Source organism: Flexivirga endophytica (genome assembly GCF_014640635.1).
Taxonomy (GTDB): Bacteria; Actinomycetota; Actinomycetes; order Actinomycetales; family Dermatophilaceae; genus Flexivirga; species Flexivirga endophytica.
Genome location: NZ_BMHI01000003.1, coordinates 164,090 through 187,110 on the forward strand (window position 1 = coordinate 164,090; position 23,021 = coordinate 187,110).

20 protein-coding genes are annotated in these 23,021 nt (G+C 67.1%); 8 read left to right on the forward strand and 12 right to left on the reverse strand.

All coding sequences use genetic code 11. The annotated features are described in order from the left end of the window. Positions 1–71: 71 nt before the first annotated feature. On the reverse strand, positions 72–734 hold the full coding sequence (locus tag IEX71_RS09395) for a response regulator transcription factor (RefSeq protein ID WP_229749614.1): 663 nt from the start codon (positions 732–734) through the stop codon (positions 72–74). Further along, entirely contained in the window at positions 731–1,990 is a 1,260-nt protein-coding gene (locus IEX71_RS09400) for a sensor histidine kinase (RefSeq protein ID WP_188836762.1), read from the reverse strand. Before IEX71_RS09400 ends, IEX71_RS09395 begins: the two co-directional genes overlap by 4 nt. 160 nt (positions 1,991–2,150) lie before the next feature. Between IEX71_RS09400 and IEX71_RS09405 the strand changes: the two genes are divergently transcribed. The 3 genes from IEX71_RS09405 (at position 2,151) to IEX71_RS09415 (ending at position 4,006) form a co-directional block, all read left to right on the forward strand. Further along, the gene (locus IEX71_RS09405) at positions 2,151–2,933 is read left to right on the forward strand and encodes a DUF4352 domain-containing protein (RefSeq protein ID WP_188836763.1); all 783 of its coding nucleotides are present in this window, start codon (positions 2,151–2,153) and stop codon (positions 2,931–2,933) included. A gap of 86 nt (positions 2,934–3,019) precedes the next feature. Then, entirely contained in the window at positions 3,020–3,652 is a 633-nt protein-coding gene (locus IEX71_RS09410; RefSeq protein WP_188836764.1) for a copper resistance CopC family protein, read from the forward strand. A gap of 204 nt (positions 3,653–3,856) precedes the next feature. Next, entirely contained in the window at positions 3,857–4,006 is a 150-nt protein-coding gene (locus tag IEX71_RS09415; RefSeq protein ID WP_373284599.1) for a DUF3073 family protein, read from the forward strand. A 94-nt stretch (positions 4,007–4,100) separates the two neighbouring features. Here the strand turns inward: IEX71_RS09415 and purM are convergent, their stop codons facing one another. From purM to IEX71_RS09430, 3 genes are all read right to left on the reverse strand, one after another. Then, on the reverse strand, positions 4,101–5,210 hold the full coding sequence (gene purM, locus IEX71_RS09420) for a phosphoribosylformylglycinamidine cyclo-ligase (RefSeq protein WP_188836766.1): 1,110 nt from the start codon (positions 5,208–5,210) through the stop codon (positions 4,101–4,103). A gap of 118 nt (positions 5,211–5,328) precedes the next feature. Continuing rightward, positions 5,329–6,918, reverse strand: a complete 1,590-nt coding sequence (gene purF / locus IEX71_RS09425) for an amidophosphoribosyltransferase (protein ID WP_188836767.1) — start codon at positions 6,916–6,918, stop codon at positions 5,329–5,331. A 33-nt stretch (positions 6,919–6,951) separates the two neighbouring features. Further along, positions 6,952–7,233 (reverse strand): hypothetical protein, encoded by a 282-nt coding sequence (locus IEX71_RS09430; RefSeq protein WP_188836768.1) that lies wholly within the window; start codon positions 7,231–7,233, stop codon positions 6,952–6,954. Between the two features lie 170 nt (positions 7,234–7,403). Between IEX71_RS09430 and IEX71_RS09435 the strand changes: the two genes are divergently transcribed. Together IEX71_RS09435 and IEX71_RS09440 are read left to right on the forward strand one after the other, a co-directional pair. Then, complete coding sequence (locus IEX71_RS09435) at positions 7,404–8,729, forward strand: sunset domain-containing protein (protein WP_188836769.1); 1,326 nt, start codon at positions 7,404–7,406, stop codon at positions 8,727–8,729. An 88-nt stretch (positions 8,730–8,817) separates the two neighbouring features. Then, positions 8,818–10,431: a glycoside hydrolase family 10-like protein gene (locus IEX71_RS09440; protein WP_188836770.1), complete on the forward strand. Its 1,614-nt coding sequence runs from the start codon at positions 8,818–8,820 to the stop codon at positions 10,429–10,431. Here IEX71_RS09440 and IEX71_RS09445 read toward each other — a convergent pair. The 4 genes from IEX71_RS09445 to IEX71_RS09460 all read right to left on the reverse strand — a co-directional run bounded on the left by IEX71_RS09445 (position 10,424) and on the right by IEX71_RS09460 (position 13,972). Next, a complete protein-coding gene (locus IEX71_RS09445) occupies positions 10,424–11,293 on the reverse strand; it encodes an LLM class flavin-dependent oxidoreductase (RefSeq protein WP_188836771.1) in 870 nt (289 codons plus the stop codon). The two genes, IEX71_RS09440 and IEX71_RS09445, sit on opposite strands and share 8 nt — an antisense overlap. A 21-nt stretch (positions 11,294–11,314) precedes the next feature. Continuing rightward, positions 11,315–11,683, reverse strand: coding sequence for a sterol carrier family protein (locus IEX71_RS09450; protein WP_188836772.1), 369 nt, complete (start codon positions 11,681–11,683; stop codon positions 11,315–11,317). 21 nt (positions 11,684–11,704) lie between these two features. Then, entirely contained in the window at positions 11,705–12,679 is a 975-nt protein-coding gene (locus IEX71_RS09455) for an LLM class flavin-dependent oxidoreductase (RefSeq protein ID WP_188836773.1), read from the reverse strand. A gap of 87 nt (positions 12,680–12,766) precedes the next feature. Beyond that, entirely contained in the window at positions 12,767–13,972 is a 1,206-nt protein-coding gene (locus tag IEX71_RS09460) for an ROK family protein (protein ID WP_188836774.1), read from the reverse strand. Between the two features lie 155 nt (positions 13,973–14,127). On the opposite strand from IEX71_RS09460, the gene IEX71_RS09465 reads away from it, so the two are divergent. Together IEX71_RS09465 and IEX71_RS09470 are read left to right on the forward strand one after the other, a co-directional pair. Continuing rightward, positions 14,128–17,190, forward strand: a complete 3,063-nt coding sequence (locus IEX71_RS09465) for a glycoside hydrolase family 3 C-terminal domain-containing protein (protein WP_188836775.1) — start codon at positions 14,128–14,130, stop codon at positions 17,188–17,190. 15 nt (positions 17,191–17,205) lie between these two features. After that, a complete protein-coding gene (locus IEX71_RS09470; RefSeq protein WP_188836776.1) occupies positions 17,206–18,528 on the forward strand; it encodes a family 8 glycosyl hydrolase in 1,323 nt (440 codons plus the stop codon). Between the two features lie 57 nt (positions 18,529–18,585). Here the strand turns inward: IEX71_RS09470 and IEX71_RS09475 are convergent, their stop codons facing one another. Beyond that, entirely contained in the window at positions 18,586–19,710 is a 1,125-nt protein-coding gene (locus tag IEX71_RS09475; RefSeq protein ID WP_188836777.1) for a YncE family protein, read from the reverse strand. A gap of 126 nt (positions 19,711–19,836) precedes the next feature. On the opposite strand from IEX71_RS09475, the gene IEX71_RS09480 reads away from it, so the two are divergent. Further along, on the forward strand, positions 19,837–20,637 hold the full coding sequence (locus tag IEX71_RS09480) for a spermidine synthase (RefSeq protein WP_188836778.1): 801 nt from the start codon (positions 19,837–19,839) through the stop codon (positions 20,635–20,637). A gap of 55 nt (positions 20,638–20,692) precedes the next feature. Here IEX71_RS09480 and IEX71_RS09485 read toward each other — a convergent pair whose 3' ends face one another. After that, on the reverse strand, positions 20,693–21,355 hold the full coding sequence (locus IEX71_RS09485; protein ID WP_188836779.1) for a response regulator: 663 nt from the start codon (positions 21,353–21,355) through the stop codon (positions 20,693–20,695). Next, complete coding sequence (locus tag IEX71_RS09490; RefSeq protein WP_188836780.1) at positions 21,352–22,956, reverse strand: ATP-binding protein; 1,605 nt, start codon at positions 22,954–22,956, stop codon at positions 21,352–21,354. The genes IEX71_RS09485 and IEX71_RS09490 overlap by 4 nt, the downstream gene beginning before the upstream one ends. Between the last annotated feature and the right edge of the window lie 65 nt (positions 22,957–23,021).

Consider the following 23,021-nt stretch of genomic DNA (forward strand, 5'->3'; position numbering starts at 1 on the left):
CCTATATTCGTAAGAACATTAGAATATGAGATAAGAGGCAACCTTTCATCGGTCAAGCATTGTGGATGTGGTCAGGCCAGCCCGGCACGCGATGCGACCACTGCCAGTCGCACCCGCCCCTCGACCCCGAGTTTGCGCTGCGCCGAGGAGAGATGCGACTTGACGGTCGCCTCCCCGACATACAGGGCAGCGCCGATCTGCTGGTTGCTCAGTCCCTCACCGACCAGCCGCACGACGTCCCGCTCCCGATCGGTGAGCGCCGCAATCGCCGCGCGTGCTGCGGCGCGCTCCGCGCCGGTGTCACCGATCTGCGCGAAAACCTGCGGCACGCTCTGTGGTGACAGCACGCCGGCACCGGCATGCACATTGCGCACCGCCGTGATGATTTCGGAGCCCGAGGTCTTCAGCATGAATCCCGCCGCGCCAGCGTCAATCGCGCGCATGACGACGTCGTCCATGTCAAAGGTCGTCATCACCAGCACTCGCGGCGGGTTGGGAAGGGCACACAGCGCCTTCGTGGCGGCGATGCCATCGAGTCGCGCCATACGCACGTCGAGCAGCACCACGTCCGGGAAATGCCGCTGCACGGCGGCCACGGCCTGGTCTCCATCACTCACAGCGCTCACGATCTGGATGTCGTCGACCGTGGAGAAGATCAGCTCCATCGCGGAATACACAAAGGGGTCGTCGTCGACCAGGAGTACCCGGATCGGCTGCACCTCAACGTCAGTCACCGACTTGTTCCTCTCGAGTGCCACGGCAACCGCACCAGTGTGCGGAAGGCTCCTTCATCGTCGACCCAGACCCAGGACTCGCCACCGGCCTGCTGCACGCGCTCGTGCATGCCGGTCAGGCCGTTGCCGGGCCGGATCGCGCGGTCGGTCGGGTCGGGCGCGCGGTTGGCGGTGCTGATCTGCACGCCGCGGTCCGGGCCACCGTCGATCTGCAGCCGCACCGGAGCACCGGGCGCGTGCCGACGCGCATTGGTGAGCAACTCCTGGGTGATCCGATAGGCCGCGCGACTGACCTGGTCGTGCAACTCGGCGCCCCGGTCGAGGAAGACCGCGGCGGCCACCGGGCTCCCGGCGGCAAGCGACTCGTCGATCAGCTGCGGCAGGTCGATCAGGGACGGCAGCGTCTGGCTGATGTCGGGATCGCTCGGCTGCCGCAACACCGCGAGCAACGAGCGCAGGTCGGCCATGGACTCCTGGGCGCCCTCGCGGACCAGCGCCGCGCTCTTGACGAGCTTCGGGTCGTCGGCGGCCAGCTCGAGCCCCGACGCGTGCAGCGACAGCAGCGACAGCCGGTGACCGAGCACGTCGTGCACCTCACGGGCGATACGCTCCCGCTCGGCCTGGCGAGCGACTTCCTCCCCCAAGGCATGCAGTTTGGTCTCGCTGCGCACCTCCTTGACCTCGCTGGCCCGCAACGCTTTCCGGCTGCGGACCAGCATCGCCAGCCCGACCGTCACCGCGACGAAGACCACGGTCTCGAGCACCATGAGCCACCACGGAAAGGCGGCACCGTCCTCCATCGAGAACATGCTGCGGGCCCACGACGAGACCTGGGTGCCGGTGCCATCGCGCCATACACTCGCGAACTCGGCGGCGGTGGCGAGCGCGATGCTCGCCCAGAGCCACGGGCCGGACACGGCCAGCACGACGGCATACAGGGCGAACAACGGCGTGATCGCATCCAGCGGCAATGCCACTGTCAACGCGCTGATGCTCAGCAAGATCCACACCGGCCAACGGTGCCGCCAGACGAGCGCAACCGCCGCGACGATCCCGACCAAGCCGAGCAGGATGAAGAGGCCGGATGACTCGGTCGCATCGGCCGTCGCCTGGTCGGTGATCGCCTGAGTTCGGTACTGCGCGTATGTCGACGTGGTGATCTGAGTGCCTACGCAGAGCATCACGATCAGCCCGGACACGACACCGCTCCGCAGTCGTGGCGATCGCCACCACTGTGACGCGGATTCGGTGTTCATGACCGCACTGTAAGGCCAGCCACCGACGCCTCGACTCCACTTTCCGGACACTGCGTCCTCCACCGATCGGCGGAGGTATGTCGAGCCGGTCGCCGGAAGTCCGGAACCCTGCTCCCACGGTCGACTGGGGCATCACCGAAAACACCACGGAGGAGCAGCGATGACCCACTACGAAGGCCCCGAGAACGGCCGCCGGCAGCAGCAGGAAGACCCGACCCAGTGGAGCGGCCGGCCGCCATACGCCGGCGGACCGTTCCCGCCGGTGCCGCCCGGCCCCGCACCCAAGAAGCGCAACTGGTTCGCGCGCCACAAGATCCTGACCGGTCTCTTCGGCCTGGTCGCGGTGATCGCGATCGGCAGCGCCGCGACCGCGAGCTCCGGGTCCTCGAACCCGCAGGCGACCACTGCAGCCACCGCCACCGACGACGCGGCCGCACCGGCCGCGGATCAGCCGGCGGCGACCAGGTCCGCGGCGGCCACGAAGGCGGCCGAGAAGAAGACGCCGGCGAAGACCACCGCGAAGAAGGCGCCCGCGAAGAAGGGCTCCGCGCCCGGCATCGGCAGCGCGGTGAAGTCCGGCGACCTGCAGTTCACCGTCACCAAGGTGGTGCGCGACCGGACGCAGGTCGGTCAGGACTTCATGGCCCAGAAGGCACAGGGGCGCTACACGCTCGTCTACGTGACGGTGCGCAATGTCGGCAACGACTCCGAGACGCTGCTCGACTCCGAGCAGAAGATCAAGGACGCCGACAACAAGACGTACAGCCCCGACAGTGGCGCCGAGATCGCGATGGACAACAACGACGTCTGGCTGGCGCAGATCAACCCGGGCAACGCGGTCGACGGCGTGCTGGTCTACGACATGCCGGTCGGGGTGCGAGCCATTGCCATCGACTTCAGCGGCGGCCTGTTCAAGGACAACGCCACGGTCCACTTGGGCTGAGCAACTCTCGTGCAGTGAATCGGGAAACACAGCCGATTCCGTACGCGGAGCGGGGACGTATGTGCGCGATCGTCATAATCGAGCGCATGCGTCCCCGCTTTGGCCTCGTCCTGTTCCTGCCGCTGTTGCTCGCGGCCTGGCTCGTCGGGGCAGACCACGCGTCGGCCCACGATCAACTCGTCGGCTCGAATCCGTCGGCCGGCACCGACCTGCACAAGGCGCCGACGTCGCTCCGCCTGACGTTCAGCGACACCGTCCACGACACCGGCGTCGCGGTCCGGGTGACGGACGCCTCGGGCAGGCAATTGCAGAGCGGTGACCCGGTCGTCGCCGACGACGTCGTCACCCAACGGCTCGAGTCGACCAAGACGCCCGGCACCGTCCGCGTCGTATGGCACGTCAGCTCCGCTGACGGACATCCGGTCAGCGGCAACTTCAACTTCTCGATCAACGCGGCGGAAGCGGCCGGGCCCACGTCAGCACCCAAGTCAGCGCCGACGTCGAAGGCTCCGTCCAGCAGCGGCCTGCAGCGAACCAGCGGCAGGAGTTCGGACGAGACCAGCTACTCGACCTCCGTGCCCAGTTTCGAACGGCCCACCGACAAGACGAACAACGAACCACTGCTGATCATCGGCATCGCAGTGGTCGGATTGCTGGTCGTCGGCGGCGTGGCGGCACTGATTCGGCTACATGCTCGGGGCGATGACGCGGATCTGTGACGCCGAACACCGGTCGATGCTTGGAATGTCAGACGCCTGAGGTACCGTTTACCTCACGACATATACCGAGGATCCCGGGGTCCGAGGGCGGCGTCACGTGCTCGCACGTTTCGTTGTCTGGTCGCACCCCGGCAACACACACGAGGGGGTCTCGCCATGGGGCGCGGCCGGGCCAAGGCAAAGCAGACCAAGGTAGCCCGGGAGTTGAAGTACTTCTCTCCCGACACCGATCTGAATGCACTCGAGCGCGAACTCAGCTCGAGTAGTCACAAAACGGCGGAGGAAGCCGAGGAGTCGTCCCGCAACGACGACGACTACGGCGACTACGCCGACTGGGCGTCGCATCGCGATTGACTCTGCCCCCAGCTGACGGGGCCACCACACAGCACACTCACCACATCCACGGGCCGTTGCCCGTGGATCGGTCAGTTGTGCGGTGAAAGACGAGTCACTTCGCGTGCGCGCCGATCAGTTGCGCACCACCGGAGCTGGCGCCCTTGGCGCCGGTGACGATCTCCGCCGCACCGCCGTCGACCTCTGTGTCCGGTCGGACCGTGCCCATGACCCAGCTGGGCAGGCCCCAACCGGCCAGCATCGCCAGCGCGTCGTCGACCGTTGCCTCCGGTAGCACCACCGCGAAACCGACACCCTGGTTGAGCGTGCGCTCGATGTCCGGCTGCGGCACATTGCCCAGGCGTTCGATCACCGAGAAGACCGCCGGGGGCGTCCAGCTGCTGCGGTCGACCACGGCGGTCAGCCCGGTCGGCAGCACGCGCGCCAGATTGGCGGCGAGCCCGCCACCGGTCACGTGCGACAGTGCGTGCACCGGCAGCGCGTGGATGAGTCGCAGCAGGTCGGCGGCATACACCCGGGTGGGGATGAGCAGCTCTTCGCCGAGCGTGTGACCGAAGTCCGGCACGTCCCGGTCGAGCTCCCAACCGGCGTCGGCGATGACCCGCCGGACCAGTGAGAAGCCGTTGGAGTGCAGTCCGCTGGACGGCACGCCCAGCACGACGTCGCCCGCCTGCACGAGGTCCGGGGTGAGCAGGTCGGCACGCTCCACGGCGCCGGTGGCGGCACCGGCGACATCATACTCACTGGGCTCCAGCAGTCCGGGGTGCTCGGCGGTCTCGCCACCGACGAGGGCGACGTTCGCCTGCTCGCACGCCGCGGCGATGCCCTGCACGATCGCGGCGATGCGCTCGGGGACGACTTTGCCGGTGGCGATGTAGTCGGTCATGAAGAGCGGCTCGGCGCCGCACACCACGATGTCGTCGACAACCATGCCGACCAGGTCGAAGCCGATGGTGTTGTGCACGTCCATCGCCTGGGCGATGGCGACCTTGGTGCCGACGCCGTCAGTGGAGGTCGCGAGCACCGGGTGCGCGAAGCGGGCGATCGCGGACGCGTCGAACAGGCCGGCGAAGCCGCCCAGCCCACCGATCACCTCGGGTCGGGTCGCACGTCGCACCGACTCCTTCATCAGCTCGACCGCCTTGTCACCCGCCTCGACATCGACACCGGCTGCGGCGTACGTGATCTGCGGGGAGTCGGGCATCGTGCGTCCTTCTTCATATGTATGGCGGTTTATTCAGAGCAAGCACAGGAGGCTTGAGGCACGTTGGTGTTGCAGGGAGCCTGCGACTCGCAACACCAACGCATCCCAAAGCTCATGATCAGGGCTGCAACAGGGAGTTCTCGGCGCCACCGGACAAGCCGAGTGACACTCCCTCCGCGTCGCTGCGGCGGTCCTGCTCGGCGACATCCACCGAGGTGTCGTGACCGGTGCGAACCTCGATCGGCAGGGTCTCCAGCACATGCTTGCCGATGCGGCCGTCCTCCGGGAGCGGGATCGGGTACTCGCCGGTGAAGCAGGCCCGGCACAGCTCGTCCTTCGGCTGCTCGGTGGCGGCGATCATCCCGTCCTCGGAGATGTAGCCGAGCGAGTCGGCGCCGATGGACGCCCGGATCTCCTCGGTCCCCAGGCCGGTGGCGATCAGCTCCGCACGCGTGGCGAAGTCAATGCCGTAGAAGCACGGCCAGGTGATCGGCGGGGACGAGATGCGCACGTGGATCTCCGCGGCGCCGGCCTCGCGCAGCATCCTGACCTGGGCACGCTGAGTGTTGCCGCGCACGATCGAGTCGTCGACCACGAGAACGCGCTTGCCCTTGATGGCGTGCTGCAACGGGTTGAGTTTCAGGCGTATGCCGAGCTGACGCAGCGTCTGGCTCGGCTGGATGAACGTGCGGCCGACGTAGGCGTTCTTCACGAAGCCCTGACCGAACGGTATGCCGGACTCCTGCGCGTAGCCGGTTGCTGCCGGCACACCGGACTCGGGCACACCGATCACCAGGTCGGCGTCGACCGGGTGCTCGCGGGCCAACTGCCGACCCATCTCGACGCGGGCCTCGTGGACGACGCGGCCCCGGATGACCGCGTCGGGCCGCGCCAGGTAGACGTATTCGAACACGCAGCCCTTGGGCTTCGGCTCGGCGAACTTGTGACTGCGCAGGCCGTATTCGTCGATCGCGATGAGCTCACCCGGCTCGACCTCACGCACCACGCTCGCGCCGATGGTCTGCAGCGCCGCCGTCTCGGAGGCCACCACCCAGCCTCGGTCGAGTCGGCCGAGGGCGAGCGGCCGGACGCCATACGGGTCGCGGGCGGCATACAGGGTGTGCTCGTCCATGAAGACGATGCAGTAGGCACCCTGCAGTTTCGGGAACACCTCGAGTGCGGTCTCCTCGAGCGGTTTGTCGGGGTTCTCCGACAGCAGCGCAGTGACCACGGCGGTGTCGGAGGTGTTGCCGCGGGCGAGCTCGCCACGTGCGGCCCGACCGTCGAGCTTCTCGTCGACGAGGTCTCGCAGCTCAGCGGTGTTGATGAGGTTGCCGTTGTGCGCCAGCGCGACGGTGCCGCGGTCGCTGCCGCCGAGGGTGGGCTGGGCGTTCTCCCAGGTGCTGCCACCGGTCGTGGAGTAGCGGGTGTGTCCGATGGCGAGGTGCCCGCGCAGTGAGGTCAGGCTCGACTCGTCGAAGACCTGCGAGACCAGGCCCATGTCCTTGTAGACCAGGATGCTGTGCCCGTCGCTGGTCGCGATACCTGCGGACTCCTGGCCGCGGTGCTGCAGGGCATAGAGCCCGAAGTAGGTGAGTTTTGCAACTTCCTCACCCGGAGCCCAGACACCGAAGACACCGCATTCGTCCTGGGGTGCCTTTTCACCGGGATAGAGATCGTGCGTCAGCCGTCCATCTCCACGCGCCACGCCACCAGTGTGACACGGCGAGCGGGGTGGTCGTCACCGGCGGTTGAGGAACCGCTCCAGCAACAGGCCGATGACGGCTCCGGCGAGCGCCCCGAAGGCGGCGACGATGCCGCCGATGAGCACGACGCCGGTACGGTCCGAATAGCCCTGCGCGTCGGGCCCGCCACTGGCGATCAGCGCGCCGACGATGAAGCCGATGATCGCGCCGGTGATGATGAACCGCAGGAAGTTCGGCGTGCGGCGCACCCGCCGCTGGACCACTCGTGGCGGCCGCTGCGGGCCGCCGGGGCCGTCCTGGTCGTCCTGCTCAGTCACGCAGAGAACGGTAGCCGTTGTTGGTTGCTCGGTATGCCGCGCCCTGCGCATCAGCGCTTCGCCTGGCGTGGGCGCTTGTTACCGACGGGTAGACGCGTCGGCGGCCGGCACCAGGACTCGTTAGGGTGATGCGCTAGTTCGTCTCTTCATCGAAGTCAGAGGTAATGCGCATGGTGTGGCTGGTCCTGGCCCTGATCATTGTCGTGCTCGCAGTCGTGATGTGGCTGCTGCTCCGCGACCCGAAGAAGGGTCGCTCGGTCGGCATCGACGGCGTCAGCAGCGACCACAAGGTGAGTCCTGCCGAAGAGACCGCGGCTGTCGACGCCGGGACATCGGACGACGCGACGGCCGGCGAGAGCGGTTCAACCGGGAAGAAGGCCGCAGTCGCCGGTGCTGCCGGTGCTGCCGCCGGTGGTGGTGTCGCAGTTGCTGCCACCAAGTCGGAGCCCGACGCTGCCTCCGACGAGATAGCGGCCGCGACCGAGCAGCCTGCCGCCGCGCAGCCTGCGGCGGACGACTGGGACGCACCGCCACCCGCACTCGACGACAAGCCCGCCACCCCCGCCGCTGACTCAGCTCCTGCGTCCGGGGACGACTGGGACGCACCGCCACCCGCACTCGACGACAAGCCCGCCACCTCCGCCGCCGCGCAGCCTGCGGCGGACGACTGGGACGCACCGCCACCCGCACTCGACGACAAGCCCGCCACCCCCGCCGCTGACTCAGCTCCTGCGTCCGGGGACGACTGGGACGCACCGCCACCCGCACTCGACGACCAACCCGTCACCTCCGCCGCTGACTCAGCTCCTGCGTCCGGCGACGACTGGGACGCACCGCCACCCGCACTCGACGACCAACCCGCCACCCCCGCCGCTGACTCAGCTCCTGCGTCCGGGGACGACTGGGACACCCCACCCCCGCCGATCGACGACGCCGCACCAGCAGCCGCCGCACCCACGGCAACCCCGGCGACCGAGACGCCCGCAGCAGCCACCCCTGCCCCCGCCGCGTCCGGCGACGACTGGGACACCCCACCCCCGCCGATCGACGACACCGCACCAGCAGCCGAGGCCACGGTCGAGCAGCCGGAGCGGGCACCCGAACCCACCCTCGAACCTGCGGCTCCCGCCCAGCCACAGGTGTCGGCTCCGGCCAAAGCATCCGGGGACGACTGGGATACACCACCGCTCCCCCTGGCAGAGTTCGGCGGCTCACCCGAAGCATCAGCCACGCCGGAATCGGCAGCCGAGTCCCCCAGCGCCCGGGTCGCCGACGAGGACGACTCCGACGAGGACGGTCCGTTCGGCCCCGGATCGACCGCACCCGCCGAGGACGGCTCCGGCCCGGACGGTTGGATCAAGGGCAACGCCGACACGATGATCTTCCACTCGCCCGAGTCGCCGACATACGACTCCGAGGAGGCCGAGGTCTACTTCCGGGACGAAGCCGCGGCTGCCGCCGCGGGCTTCCGGCATTGGGACCCGAGCCGACGTTAGGAATTTTCCTCAAAATAGACACAACGTAAACCACCCAGCGCAGCACTCTGGGTGACAGAGTCGGCATACCCCTAACCAAGGAGCCGACATGCCCGTGGACCGTACGCCGGGGACCCCCGCCCGGCGCAGCGTGCTGCTCGGAGTTGCCGCCGCGCCGTTCGTAGCCGCAGCAACGACCTGCCGCGCCGATGCTCAACCCAGCCATGGCCGTCATTACGTTGTGCCGCAACCTCATCCGGGTCAGTTTCCAACCGATCCGACCACCCCGAAGCGCGACCTGCGTTCGTTCTGGCTCTCGGTGGTGGCCAACATCGACTGGCCCTCCAAGCCCGGCCTCTCCGCCGAGGCGCAGCAGACGGAGCTGATCGCCTGGCTGGATCTCGCGGTCGCGCAGCGTCACAACGTCGTCGTGCTTCAGGTGCGACCGACCGCCGATGCGTTGTGGCCGTCGCCGTACGAGCCGTGGTCGGCGTGGCTGACCGGCCAGCAGGGCGACGACCCCGGCTACGACCCACTCGGTTTCGCGGTCGCGGAGGCGCACAAGCGCAATCTCGAGCTGCACGCATGGTTCAACCCGTTCCGTGTCGCAATGACCGAGGACCCGAGCACGCTGATCCCGTCGCACCCCGCACGCCAGCACCCGGACTGGGTCCTGCCGTATGGCGGCAAGCTCTACTACAACCCGGGCGAACCGGTCGTCCGTCGTTTCGTCGAGGACGCGATCATGGACGCGGTCGAGCACTACGACATCGATGCCGTCCATTTCGACGACTACTTCTACCCCTATCCAGTGGCCGGCAAGGTGTTCCACGACGAGGAGCAGTACGCGAAGTACGGCAACGGCAAGAGCCTGGACGACTGGCGACGGTCCAACATCGACGACCTCATCGTGCAGCTCGGCCGACGGATCAAGCGCGCAAAGCCGTTGTGCCAGTTCGGTATTTCGCCGTTCGCCGTATGGCGCAACAAGGCGACCGACCCGATCGGCTCCGACACGACGGCGGGCGCTGAGACCTTCGACGACTTGTACGCTGACACCCGCGGCTGGGTGACGAAGGGCTGGATCGACTACATCTGCCCGCAGGTCTACTGGTCGATCGGTTTCGCCCCTGCGGACTACGCGAAGTTGGTTCCGTGGTGGTCGGACGTCGTGAAGGGCACACCGGTGCACCTCTACATCGGACAGGCCACCTACAAGGTCAACACCAACGGCGCGGTCGACCCGCATTGGCTGAACCCCGAGGAGCTGTCCTCGCACCTGCAGTTCAACACGCAGTACCCGCAGGTGCAGGGCAACATCTTTTTCTCCGCGGTGCCGGTGCGCAAGGACGAGCTCGGTGCGACGACGTTGCTCAACGAGAAGTGGTACTCCCGACCCGCGCTGCTACCGGCGACCCCACGCCTGAAGCGGCGGCCGCCCGCTCGGGTCGTCCGCCTGCACCGGGACGGTGACACGCTGAGTTGGGACACCGGTTCGCCGGATGCCGCGCACTTCGCTGTCTATCGAATTCCGTTGGATAACAACCATTCCCAGGCTAAGAGCCGCGATCTCGCGGACGCCCGCCACCTCGCGGCGGTCATACCTGCGGACCAGCATCACAGCAGCTGGACCGACAAGGGATCCGGCGATGGCGCTCACGCGTATGTCGTGAGCGCCGTCGACCGGGCGGGAAACGAGAGCGCCGGGGTGGCGGTCAGCTGATCCGCGGAAGCACCTGCGCGGCAACGGTTTCCAGCACATCGATCGTTGCCGCGTAGGGCTTCTCCGGGCGGGGCCAGTGGGTGATGAGGTCGGTGAAGCCCGCATCCCGTGCACGGCCGACCGCGTCCTCGAAGCGGTCGACGCTCTCGTAGACCGACCCACGGGCGCCATCGGCGTTCAGATGCCGTTCGAAGGACGCGTTGTCCCGGCCGGCGGCGTCGAGAATCTCCGTCATACGGTCGCTCGAGTCACGCAGACCGGACCACCAATCCGCTTCACTGCCAGTCGGTTTCCCGTAGGTGACCCAGCCCTGCCCGACTTCGGCCGCCAGTCGCATCCCCTTGGCTGCATTGGCGGCGACGATGAATGGGACGCGTGGTTGCTGCACACACCCTGGCACGTTGCGGGAGTCGTGCGCCGTGAAGAACTTGCCGTCATACGTGACGTGGTCCTGGGTGAGCACCTGATCGAGCAGCCGGGTGAACTCGGTGAACCGCTCGGTGCGTTCGCCCACCGTGGGCGCTTCGCCGAGCAGTCCGGAGTCGAGGTCCCCGCCGCGGCCGATGCCGCAGATGAAGCGACCGGCGGAGATGTCGTCGAGGGCGAGCACGTCCCGCGCGAAGGCCACCGGGTGCCGGAAGTTGGGTGATGTGACGAACGTGCCGAGCCGGATGGTCGACGTGACCATCGCGGCCGCGGTCAACGTGGGTGTGGTGCCGAACCACGGCGAGTCCGGTAGGCCACCCCACACCAGGTGGTCGTAGGTCCAGGCGTGGTCGAAGCCCAACTGCTCCGCCGCACGCCACTTCGACTCCTGGTCGGCCCAGCGGGCTTCGGGAAGGATCGTGATTCCTACGCGCATGCCGACAGCCTAAGCGGGTGGTTACGACGGGCGAGGCAGCAGCGGAAGGTATGGCGAAAGGTCTGATCGCGAGCCCGACGCCGACACGACTCCGGCGCGTTCGGCATCAGCCCATGAGATGTCGCCGACCGTGAGCTTCATCCACGAATCAGCGTCCAGTTCCACGACATTCGGCGGTGTCCCGCGTCGATGCGTCAGACCCTCGATCACCTGCACGGCGCCGTATGGCGGCACCCGCACCTCGACACTGCGACCGGGCGCCTGCAGGGCCAGCTCCTGGAGGCTGAAACGCACCGCGGTCGCGATCACGGACCGCCCCACCGTGGGGTCCGCACACCACGCCAGCACTGCCGCGCGACCCTGCTGCGCATCGATCTTCCGTGTCGCCATCGACGGGCTCCTTCCGACGCGTCATCCTCCCGCATGCAGCTGTCCGGCGATCAGCCCGGCCGTCTCGAGTTGTCCGAGCGCGATCCTCAGATCATCGGCCGGAAAGAAGCTGATGCCAGTCATTCCGGCGTCGGCAAGGGCTCCGACATACGACATCGCATCGTCGAGGTTGCCGATCGCGCCGATCCGGGTCCACCAGTCGTCGGGCGCGTGATCCGCCCAATTAGGTCCGTGGCGCTCGACCAGCGTGCAGAGCTCGTCGTGGAAGGGCAGTGCGGCCAGCCCGGCATGTCCGTGGCCGACCATCTCGGCCAGGAACGGCGCCGCTGCCCGACGCGCCTCCTGCCGGTCCGGCATGACGCACAACGTGGCGAAACAGCGGTAGGCGAACTCGTCGGGATCGCGCCCACACGACGCTTTCGCCTGCTCGAAATAGTCGACGGTGCAGGGCGCGTCGAGCAGCACACCGTCGGCGGATCGGCCGGCCATCGCGAGTGACTTCGGCCCGCGCACTCCGGCGACAACGGACGGCACGGGACTTGGCACGTGCTCGAGTCTGATGTCCTTCGCGGTGACGTATTCACCTGCCACATCTACGGTTTCGCCTTTCAGGAGCCTCCGCACGACAGTCAGGACCTCGTCGAGGGCGGTCACAGGTGACGCCGGTCGCACGCCCATCTGCTCCATCCACGGCTGCACGCCGTGACCGATGCCGCCGATGACTCGCGCCGGCGTAAGACTCGCCAGCGTCGCGATCTCCATCGCCGTCATCGCGGCGGTGCGGGCGACCGCCGGCAGGATGCCGAGCCCGATGTGCAACCGCTCGGTGCTCGCCAACGCGACCGCGGCCAACGGCGGCGCGGTCGTGAAGAAGCAGTCCTCGATGAGCCACAGCTCCTGCAGCCCTGCCGCCTCCGCGCGCCGCGCATAGTCGGCCACCTCCGATGCCTGGAACGTGCGATCGAAACAGATGCCGATGGCTGGCGCGTGACTCATGCGACGACGGTATGCCGAGCCACCGACAGCCGCGTCCGCATCGAAGGCGCCGGCGTCCGCACTGCTGGCGGATGCCCTGCGCGGCGTTCAGTCCGCCGGACCTTCCAGTAATCGGGCGACAGCACTCGAGCCTGCGATGGACAACGCACCCAGGAGTTCAGCCCGATCCCCCAACCCGCCCACGACGACCTTTGTCGACCGGTTGTTCAGAGGTGACGACGAGCGCGACAGCGCATCGTTGATGCCTTGGATCAGCGGCGCGCTCGCCCGAGCGTTCTTGCCTCCGACAATGATGAGACGCGGGTCGAGCACCGTGCAGGACCCTGCGAGCGCCTGCCCGACGGAGCGCCCGGCGTCGGTCAGGACACGTTGCGCCCCCGGGTTGCCACCCTCGGCGAGCGCGACGAGGTCATCGGTGCCGTCCACCTGCGCGCCGGTGTTGACGAGCGCGCTGACGAGGGACTTGGTGCCGACGACAGTCTCGAGGCATCCACGGTTGCCACATCGGCACACCTGACCGTTCGGCTGGACCGTGACATGGCCGAGCTCACCGGCACCACCTCCCCCTCCCTCGTACAAGCGGCCGCCGAGCACAAGTCCGGCGCCGACCCCGTCGGAAAGCATGACGTAAATGAGGTCGTCGACCCCCCGCCCCGCACCGAGCCGCCACTCGGCCAACGCTCCGAGGTTCGCGTCGTTGCCGACGTGGATCGGAATCCCGGTGCGGCGGTGCAGTCGGCCGGCGATGTCGATGCCCGCCCAGTCGCGAAGCACAGTCGTCGGGCTCAGCGCATGGGTGGAGAGAGCGACCGGCGCCGCGATCGCCACCCCGAGTCCGAGAACGCGGCGTGGGTCCAGACCGTGACGGTCGATCAACTCCAGCGCTGTGCTCGCGGCGTATTCGAGGGTGTCGGCAGGTTCGTGGTCGACGTCGAGTTGATGCTCGGTCTCATCGATGATCGTCGTGGTCAGGTCGGCGAGAGCGACTTGCACACCATCGTGCGCGAGGTGGATCCCGACGAGGACACCACCAGATGGATCCAGACCGAGCCCGATCGCGGGCCGACCTGCGGCCGTGCCCACCGCGCCCGGCTCCGGCCGTTCCGCACACTCGACGACCACTCTGCGCGCAAGCAGTTCGGTGACCAGGCTCGAGACTGCGGTCCTGGACAGGCCGGTCACCCGTGCCAGCTCCGCACGGGTCGTAATGCGCTGTGCCTGCACGTGTTCGGCGACGAGCATCAGGTTCCGGGCGCGCACCGATGCGGAGGCGTCGGACGAGGAGTTCGGCATGCCTCAAGCGTACCTATTTAATCCGTATTATTACAAATTACAGTGATTTTAGTCTCTTTTATGTCTTGACCAATTAAAAATACCCTCCGTACTGTGTCCATCGCTTGTGAATGTGGAGTGGTTCATCCCCCGACCGTCTTAAAGGAGCCCGTGCCATGCGAGTCAGTGCGATGCGATTCACCAGGAAGTCAGCAGCAATCGGCATCGGTGCCGCGATGGCCTTGGCAGGGGGTGCGTACGCACCATCGATGGCGAGCGGAGCGCCACTGCAAGGGGCACCCCCGGGCCGTTCGGCCGAACCGATCTACTTGAATCCGTCGTACTCGCCCGCCGAGCGTGCCTCGGACCTCGTCTCTCGGATGACGCTGGCCGAGAAGGCCAAGCAGATGGACAGCAGCCGAGCCCCTGCCCTGAAACGCCTGGGTATCGCCGCGTGGGGTTGGTGGAACGAGTCGAACCACGGAGTCAACGCCTCAACCCTCACGGAAACGGGCAACGCCACCAACCTGACCAACACCACGTCCTATCCATCGGACCTGTCCATGGGAAGCACCTGGAATCCGAACCTGGTGTACGACGAGGCGAGCCTGATCGGCGACGAGGCCCGCGACACCGCGCCGAACAACACGCAGAACCTCGACTTCTACGCACCCACAGTGAACCTGACCCGTGATCCGCGGTGGGGCCGCAACGACGAGAGCTGGAGCGAGGACCCGACACTGACGGCGAATCTCGCGTCGCAGTACGTCAACGGATTGCAGGGACAGAACCACGACGGACAGCTGCCACCGTCGGCGAACGGCTACTACAAGGCGATCGCCACCCTCAAGCACTACGCCGCCAACAACAGCGAGGTGAACCGGCGCGACGGCTCGTCCGACATGGACCAGCGCACCTTGCTCGAGTACTACACGGCTCAATTCGCCAACATCATCCGCCAGAGCCACCCGGGCTCGATCATGAGCTCCTACAACTCCATCAACGGAACACCGACGGCAGCGAGCGTCGAGTTGATGGACACCCAGGCGCGCCAGACCTACGGCTTCAACGGATACTTCACTTCCGATTGCGACGCCATCCGCGAGATCCAAGCCGGCCACCACTGGCAGCCTCCGGAGGCGTCGGCGCCGCTCGATCAGTACGGCCGCACGGCATTTGCCAACTCCGCCGGCGAGGACCTGGACTGCAACGCCGGCTACCACGACCAGTACAGCTACGGGAACACCATCCCGACGGCGATCGCGCAGCACATCAAGACCCAGACCGACACCTACAACGTCGGTGACGTCGACACCTCACTGACGCGTCTCTTCACCGCTCGGATCGAGACCGGTGAGTTCGACTCCGAGGGTCAGGTGCCGTGGGTTCGCGCGGCTCGCAAGCGGCTCGGTGGCGTGACCTGGGTGAACAGCGATGCCAACAAGGCGTCCACCGAGACACCCAAGCGCCTGGATCAGGCACAGGCGAGCGCCGAGCAGAGTCTGGTCCTGTTGAAGAACAAGGCGGTTGACGGCAAGTCGATGCTGCCGCTGAAGGTCCCGCACTCCGGTGACTACAAGGTCGCCGTCATCGGCGCCTACGCGCACCCGAGTGCATTCCTGTACCTCGGCGGTTACTCGAGCATTCAGCAGTCGGCCGGTTCGGCGAACAACGTCGATGCGTACTCCGGCATCAAGTCTGCCGTCGAGGGGATCGACCCCGATGCCAAGGTGGACTTCTACCCGGGAGTCACCGGTGGCGCATTCGGGTCGCAGCTGAACACCGTTGACCCTGCTTCCATCGCGGCCGCCTCGAAGTATGACGCGGTGATCGTCGTCGCCGGCACCGACTTCACCACGGCTCGAGAGGACCAGGACCGCAAGGACCTGTCCCTCCCGGGTGCGCAGGCGTCGATGATCAAGCAGGTCGAAGCGGCGAACCCGCACACGATCGTCTACCTGGAGACCGTCGGCGGGGTCGACACCACGAGCTTCCAGGCGGACACACCGGCTCTGCTCTGGAGTTCGTACAACGGCCAGCGGCAGGGCACCGCACTCGCGAACGTCCTGCTGGGCAAGGTCAACCCGAGCGGCCATCTGCCGTTCACCTGGTACGCCGACGACAGTCAGCTTCCGCCGATCACCGACTACACCCTCCGCCCCACCGCGACGAATCCCGGCCGAACGTACATGTACTTCAACGGGGACTCGGCGTGGCCGTTCGGCTACGGCCAGAGCTACACGGACTTCTCCTACTCGAACCTGCGGGTGCAGCAGCGCTCGGTGGACGCGAACGGAACTCTGCGTGTCACTGCCGATGTCACCAACCGTGGGTCGGTGACTGGAAGCGCGGTGCCGCAGCTCTACGTCACGACGCCCTTCGAGCCGGCTTCGGCGGAGCGGCCGAAGAAGCGCCTGGAGGCCTTCGACAAGGTCACCGTGTCGCCCGGGCAGACCAAGAAGGTCACGTTCACGGTGCAGGCCTCCAAGCTGGCGTTCTACGACGAGGCAGCGAAGAAGTTCGTCGTGGACAACGGCGAGTACGGCATCGAACTGGGCACTTCGAGCGCCGACAGCGACATCGTCGCGCGCGGCAAGGTGTCCGTGCACGGGAGCCTCGGCGAGACTCCCTCCGTCGTTACGGCGAAACCGATTGAGTCCGGAGATGTTTCGGCCGACGTGGCGCAGCGCGTGCGGTTCGACGTCGGGACCGCCGTCGACCCGCAGCTGACGGTCTCGATGAATGACGGTTCGGTGCACGGATATGTCACCAAGGGGCAGAGCAGCCCGCTCCCGCGGCAGCTCAAGATCCGCTACACGTCCAACAGGAGCGACGTCGTCCGCGTGGACCACGGGCGACTGCGCACCGTCGGCAGCGGCGTTGCCACAGTGACAGCGAGCGTTTCCTACCGCGGCCACCACGTCAGCACCAGCTTCGTGGTCAATGTGGCTCCACTCGCCATTACGTCCGACCCGGAAGCATCCTTCACCGTCGGCGCTCAGAGCAGCTACGGGATCACCACCTCGACGACACAGTCGCCGACCTCGTCGGAGATACCGCAGATCAGCGAGAACGGCGCTCTCCCAGCAGGGCTCACGTTCAAGGACAACGGCGACGGCACCGCGACGATCACCGGCACGCCGGCTGCGGGCAGCGAAGGCAGCTACTCGATCACCATCCGGGCGCGCAACCACACCAGCCCGGAATCCACCCAGCACCTCACCGTGACGGTGAGCTGAACGATGGGACGACACATGCGTAGGACGACCAAGTTGGGGGCGGCGTTGCTCTCGGCAACGGCCGCGTTGACGGCCACGGTGGCGACCGCCTCGAGCGCCGACGCCTCACCGAGCCCGGGCACTCCGGTCCTGCACCGGGGTGGCCATTACCCCGACTTGTTCAAGCAGGCCGGATACCGCGAACCGCAGATCAAGGCTCGTCTGGACGCTGCCTGGCAGCAGCTCTTCCACGGCACGCCGGGCACCGACGCGACCCGCAGCGACGGTCAGCGGATCTACTACCAGCTCACTCCCGACATGGCGTACGTCGAAGACATCGGCAACCAGGACGTGCGCACCGAAGGTATGGGCTACGCGATGATGATGGCGGTGCAGCTCGGCCACAAGCGCGAGTTCGACGCACTGTGGAACTTCGCAAAGACCAAGATGCAGCTGCAGAGCGGCCCGACCCAGTACTTCTTCGCCTGGCACACGGACACCACCGGCAAGATCATCGACCCGGGAGTCGCGCCCGACGGCGACCAGTGGATCGCTGCTGCGCTGAGCTTCGCAGCCGGACGATGGGGCGACCAGGGCGGGATCTACAACTATGGGAAGGAAGCCCGGCAGATCCTGCACGCGATGTGGCACGAGTCCGACCACGGCGGTGTGAACATGTTCGACGCCGCGTCATACCTGCCCACGTTCTCCCCGCCCGGACTGGTCAGCTTCAGCGATCCGTCCTACGCACTGCCTGCGTTCTACCGGATCTTCGCCGCGGTGGATCCGGCGGACAAGGATCTGTGGAACCACGCAGTCACAGCGGGCGAGAAGTTGCTGCAGAACGCCTACAACCCGCAGACCGGGCTGGCACCGTGCTACTCGACCTTCGGCGGCAAACCGCAGCCGGCGCCGTGGGATCCGACGAATCCGGACGGCTACGGGCAGAACTTCCAGGAGGACGCCTGGCGAGTGGTCGCCAATGCCAACGTCGATGCCTCGTGGTTCGGTGTGCAGCCGTGGCAGACGAAGTACTCCAACACCTTGGAGGACTTCTTCGTCGGCCAGGGCGTCACGACCTACGTGAGTCGCTACCACCTGGACGGCACTCCACTTGCGCAGGGCCAGAACACCTACGAGCCTGCGCACGCGCAAGGGTTGGTCGCGATGAACTCCTCATCGGCGATCTCCGCGACCAACCCGCACCGGCTGGAGTTCGTCCGGGACCTGTGGAACACGCCCGTTCCATCCGGACAGGCCCGCTACTACGACGGAATGCTCTACATGCTGGGCATGCTCTACGACAGCGGTAGCTTCCGGATCTGGTGGCCGCCGCACGGTCAGCCGCAGTCGCACTGACAGAACGCTCCGGCTGGGCGCAGCGTCACGCGCCCAGCCGGTGCACCTGTCGAACCGTCAGTCACCCAGCACGTCGGTGACCTCGAGTTGCTGCACATCGACCTTCGCGACGGTCAGGTCTTCGTTGAGCACCCAGGCCGTCTTCGAGTCGGCGCTGAAACTGATCGCCTGCCGCGGACCCTTCAGAGCACCTTTCGGGCCGCTCTTCACCGCACCGATCACGGAGTTGTCGTCGGTGTTGATGGCGGTCAGGGTGTTGCTCTCCTTGTCCCCGGACAGCAGGACCGACCCGTCAGGGGAGAGCGCGGCGCCATACGGCATCTCCCCCACGGGGACCCGCGTGATCGTCCGACCTGATCCGGTGTCGACGACGGAGATCTCGGCGGTCTTGCTGTTGGCGGCATACAGCCGAGTGCCGGCGCGGTTGACCGACACGGCGCGCAGGCCATCGAACCCCGTGATCCGCTGCACGATCTTGTGGTCCTTGTTCGTGAGGTCGACGACCGAGACCTCACCCTCGCCGTAGTTGGTGACATACAACTTGTCACCGGAATACGAGAGCTTGGTCCCTTGCCGCGGCTCGTGGAAGCCGGTGATGACGTCCGCCGGTCGGTTGTGGGCGAGATCGACGACCGTGACCGTGTTCGCCGCAGCGTTGTTCGCGTACAACCACTTCCCGTCCCTGCTCTGCGCGGTTCCGAACACGCCGGCCCCGAGCGGGAGGCGCTGCGTGACCCGGAAGCCGTGCACGGAGATGCGGTCCACCACGCCGCGCGAGCTGTCGGACACCGTGAAGCTCTTGCTGTCCGGAGCGAACAGAATGTTGCGCGGGCTGACGTATCCCTTGATCTCGGCGATCTTCCGGCCGCTGCGTACGTTGATGACGACCAGGTGGTCGGAGTACGAGTTCGTGGCCACAGCCAGCTTCTCGTTCGGACTCACCGCGAGCGTGTTGTTGGTCGCGTCGACGGTGGGATCGCGGTCGTCCGGCTCCATCGGATCATCGACGACGACCTTGCTGGTGTAAGCGCCGAAGTTCACCACCTTGGTGACGAATCCCTTTGCTGCCGTGTGCTTCTCGGGCGCATCGGCATTCGCCGTCGTCACGGCGGCGCCGCTCAGCGCGAGGGTCGCCGTCGCGGTGCTGATCATCATCCGGCGCGTGGTCCTGAGGCGTTTCACGTGGCTGTCTCCTTGGTCGTATGTCGGCTCGGTGACCGTTGTCCTGAGGGGATACGCAGCCGAACCACGTTGTGTTGACAGAGATGTCGGCTGTCCTCGTCAGGCGTGACGGCATACGCTGACGCGGTGACCGACCAGCCGCGCTTCGACTTCCAGCCGGACGAGCGTGGCGGCGTCACCGTCCTGCGCGACGGCCACCCGCAGTCGCACGTCGACCTGCACGACCCGGAGTTGCTGGTCTTCGAATACATCGCCCAACTCGCGATCGGCGTCGACCTGCTACCGCCCGGCCCGGTCGGTGTCACCCACATCGGCGGCGCCGGACTCACGTTGGCGCGGTACGTCCAGCACACGCGGCCGGGTTCACCGCAGATCGTGCTCGAGCCGGACGCCGCACTCACCGAAGCCGTTCGGCGCGAGCTTCCGCTCCCCCGCAACCACCGGATCCGCGTCCGCCCCCAGGACGGCGCGACCGGGATCGCCGCACTGCGGGACAGCGCGGCGGATGCAATCGTCCTTGATGCGTATGACGAGGGCCGTGTCCCGGCAAACCTGCTCTCGCCCAGCGCAGTCCGGCACTACGCGCGCGTGCTGCGCCCGGGCGGCCTCGCGCTGCTCAACCTCGCGGACGAGCCGGATCGACGGCATCTCGCCCGCGAGCTCGCAACGGTGACAACGACTTTCCCGCACGCCGTCGTCCTTGCCCTTGCCGACGTTATGAAGGGCCGCCGCTTCGGCAACTACGTCGTACTGGCGTCCGATGCGACGATCGATATCGACGAGATCCGCCGCCGCGCAACGCGTTTGGCCGCAACAACCACCGTGCGGCCTGCGTCCGCACTGCGTGCGACAGCGAAGCCGTTCACCGACGAGGACGTCGTGGCGTCACCGCGACCGCCCGAGCTCGGCGCCTGGCGAGCTCGCTGAGACACCCGGTCTCGATACACCTCCCCCGCTACGCTCCTCCGGCACTCGACCCGCATCAATGCCGCCATAGGTACTCGTGCTCCGGCCGGCCCGTCCCGCCGTACCGCAGTCGCATGACAGCCACGCCCTCCTCGACCAGTCCGGCGAGATAGCGCTGCGCGGTCGCCCTCGCGATACCGAGTTCGGTCCCGAGATCCGCCGCAGACACCGGCCCCGACGCAGCCTCGAGCGCGTTGCGCACCAACGAAGCGGTCACCGGCGACTGGCCTTTCGGCGCCTGCGGACGATCGCCCTCGTGCAGTGCGCGCATCGCCGTGTCGATCTGGTCCTGGTCGAGCAGCCCGTCCCGCACCCGGCCGCGGTAACGCTGCCATGCCTTGAGCCGTCGCACCAATTGGTCGGCGCCGAAGGGTTTCAGCACATAGTTGACCGCACCGGCCGACAGGGCAGCACGCACCGAGTCGGCGGAGCCGTCGGCCGTGACCATCATGACGTCGCAGCCCCTCCCGGCAAGCTCGGCGCACACCTCGAGACCGGGCTGATCGGGCAGATAGTTGTCGAGCAGGATCAGGTCCGGTTTGAGTTCCGACACCGCCCGCAGCGCATCGGCGGCGGTGTGCGCGACCGCCACGACCTCAAGGCCCTCCACCGACGAGGCGTATGACGCGTGGACCGACGCCACCCGGAAGTCGTCGTCAACAACGAGCACACTGGTCATAGGTCTTCCTGAACTTCGCTTGTTTCCAACACGTTCGGTAGCACCGCAACAAAAACCGTCTCCGCGCTCTCCTCGCCCAGCGCGGTCAACCGAAGGCTGCCGCCGAGCCCCTCGGCCGTCGTGCGCGCGATCGCCAGACCCATGCCACGTCCGGTTCCGCGCGAACTCACTCCCCCGACGAAGATCGACTCGGCACGGTCCGACGAGATGCCGTCACCTGTGTTGGCCACCGAGATCACCAAGCCTGTCCCCTCCGGCAACAGATCGACCTCGACCCGCGCCGGCCGCGTCGCGGACGTGCGCGCGGCTTCGATCGCGTTGTCGACCAGATTCCCGAGCACAGTGATCACCTCAACGGGTGCGATCAGCTTGCGCGGCACCCAGCTCTGCTCGGACAGCACCAGCGCGACGCCCGATTCCCCCGCGGCCGACTGTTTGCCGGCGAAGAACGCGCGGATGGTGTTGGACCGCACGTGCTCCATGAGTTCTTCGTTCGACGCGAATTTCACACTGTCGCTGAGGTATTCGATCGCGTCGTCGACATCAGAGGTGTGTAACAGTCCCATCACCGTGTGCATCCGGTTGGCGAACTCATGCCGTTGCGCGCGTAGCGCGCTCGTCATACTGCGCACTCCCGCGAGTTCGCTGGTCAGCTCCTCGAGCTCTGTCCTGTCCTGCACGGTCAGGACTCCACCGAGGTCGGTGCCGTCCTCCAACGCGACCGGGCGATGTTTGGCGACCAGGACGCGCCGCCCGGACACCGCCGTCACCGCGCGTCCGTGCTCATCCGGGTGCCGCATCAACCGCTGCAGGTCCGGCGCGAGCGCCAGCTCGTCGAGATCGGCCCCGAGCCGAACCTCCTTGCCCAGCAGTCGAATTGCCTCGGCATTGCACATGGTCACCCGTCGCTCCGTGTCGACCGCGAGCACCCCTTCGCTGATGCCGTGCAACACCGCCTCGCGCTCGCGCACGAGGTCCGCGACCTCCGACGGCTCCAGGCCGAGAGTGAGCCGCTTGAGACGTCGACCGAGCAGTGCCGTCAACAGAACGGCGACCAGGACGGCCGCGAGCGCCCACGGCAGCACGATGAACAGCACCCGCCGCAGTGCGTCATGTATGTCGGTCGCGGCGAAACCGACACTGACCTCGCCGACGATCCCGCCCGACGAGTCGCGCAGCGGCACCTTGCCTCGCGCCGACAACCCGAGCGTGCCGCGCTCGATCGAGACGTTCTCCTTGCCCGCGAGCGCCTCGTCCGGATCGGTGCTGACCATCTTGCCGATCTCGTCCGGATTCGGATGCGCGAGACGGACCCCGCGATCGTTGGTGATGACGACGAAGAGCGCATGCGTGGAGCGTTCCTGTGCCGCAGCGACTTTCTGCACCTGCGGCTGACGGTCGTCCGCGACCAGGTCACCGAGCCCCTGATCGGCAGCGATGGTCCGCGCCACGGACAGCGCCCGCTGCTCGTACTGATGCTGCAACGTCGACCGCAGGAAGAAGCCGGCCACGAGAAGCGTCACCACTCCGAGAGCCGCCACGACGGCGACCTGCAACATCATCATCTGGCGGGTGAAGGGCATCCGCCGGGGTCGGCTCATGGCCGACAACGATAGGGCGTTCGCCTGCATGAATGGCCCGGATGCGAAATGCGCAGAACGCGCTC

Bases quoted from the DNA above. Each gene is read 5' to 3' on its own strand.
- IEX71_RS09400 (WP_188836762.1), bottom strand. From the start codon at position 1,990: ATGAACACCGAATCCGCGTCACAGTGGTGGCGATCGCCACGACTGCGG.
- IEX71_RS09405 (WP_188836763.1), top strand. From the start codon at position 2,151: ATGACCCACTACGAAGGCCCCGAGAACGGCCGCCGGCAGCAGCAGGAA.
- IEX71_RS09410 (WP_188836764.1), top strand. From the start codon at position 3,020: ATGCGTCCCCGCTTTGGCCTCGTCCTGTTCCTGCCGCTGTTGCTCGCG.
- purM (WP_188836766.1), bottom strand. From the start codon at position 5,210: ATGCCCGACTCCCCGCAGATCACGTACGCCGCAGCCGGTGTCGATGTC.
- IEX71_RS09435 (WP_188836769.1), top strand. From the start codon at position 7,404: ATGGTGTGGCTGGTCCTGGCCCTGATCATTGTCGTGCTCGCAGTCGTG.
- IEX71_RS09440 (WP_188836770.1), top strand. From the start codon at position 8,818: ATGCCCGTGGACCGTACGCCGGGGACCCCCGCCCGGCGCAGCGTGCTG.
- IEX71_RS09445 (WP_188836771.1), bottom strand. From the start codon at position 11,293: ATGCGCGTAGGAATCACGATCCTTCCCGAAGCCCGCTGGGCCGACCAG.
- IEX71_RS09450 (WP_188836772.1), bottom strand. From the start codon at position 11,683: ATGGCGACACGGAAGATCGATGCGCAGCAGGGTCGCGCGGCAGTGCTG.
- IEX71_RS09455 (WP_188836773.1), bottom strand. From the start codon at position 12,679: ATGAGTCACGCGCCAGCCATCGGCATCTGTTTCGATCGCACGTTCCAG.
- IEX71_RS09460 (WP_188836774.1), bottom strand. From the start codon at position 13,972: ATGCCGAACTCCTCGTCCGACGCCTCCGCATCGGTGCGCGCCCGGAAC.
- IEX71_RS09465 (WP_188836775.1), top strand. From the start codon at position 14,128: ATGCGAGTCAGTGCGATGCGATTCACCAGGAAGTCAGCAGCAATCGGC.
- IEX71_RS09470 (WP_188836776.1), top strand. From the start codon at position 17,206: ATGCGTAGGACGACCAAGTTGGGGGCGGCGTTGCTCTCGGCAACGGCC.
- IEX71_RS09485 (WP_188836779.1), bottom strand. From the start codon at position 21,355: ATGACCAGTGTGCTCGTTGTTGACGACGACTTCCGGGTGGCGTCGGTC.
- IEX71_RS09490 (WP_188836780.1), bottom strand. From the start codon at position 22,956: ATGAGCCGACCCCGGCGGATGCCCTTCACCCGCCAGATGATGATGTTG.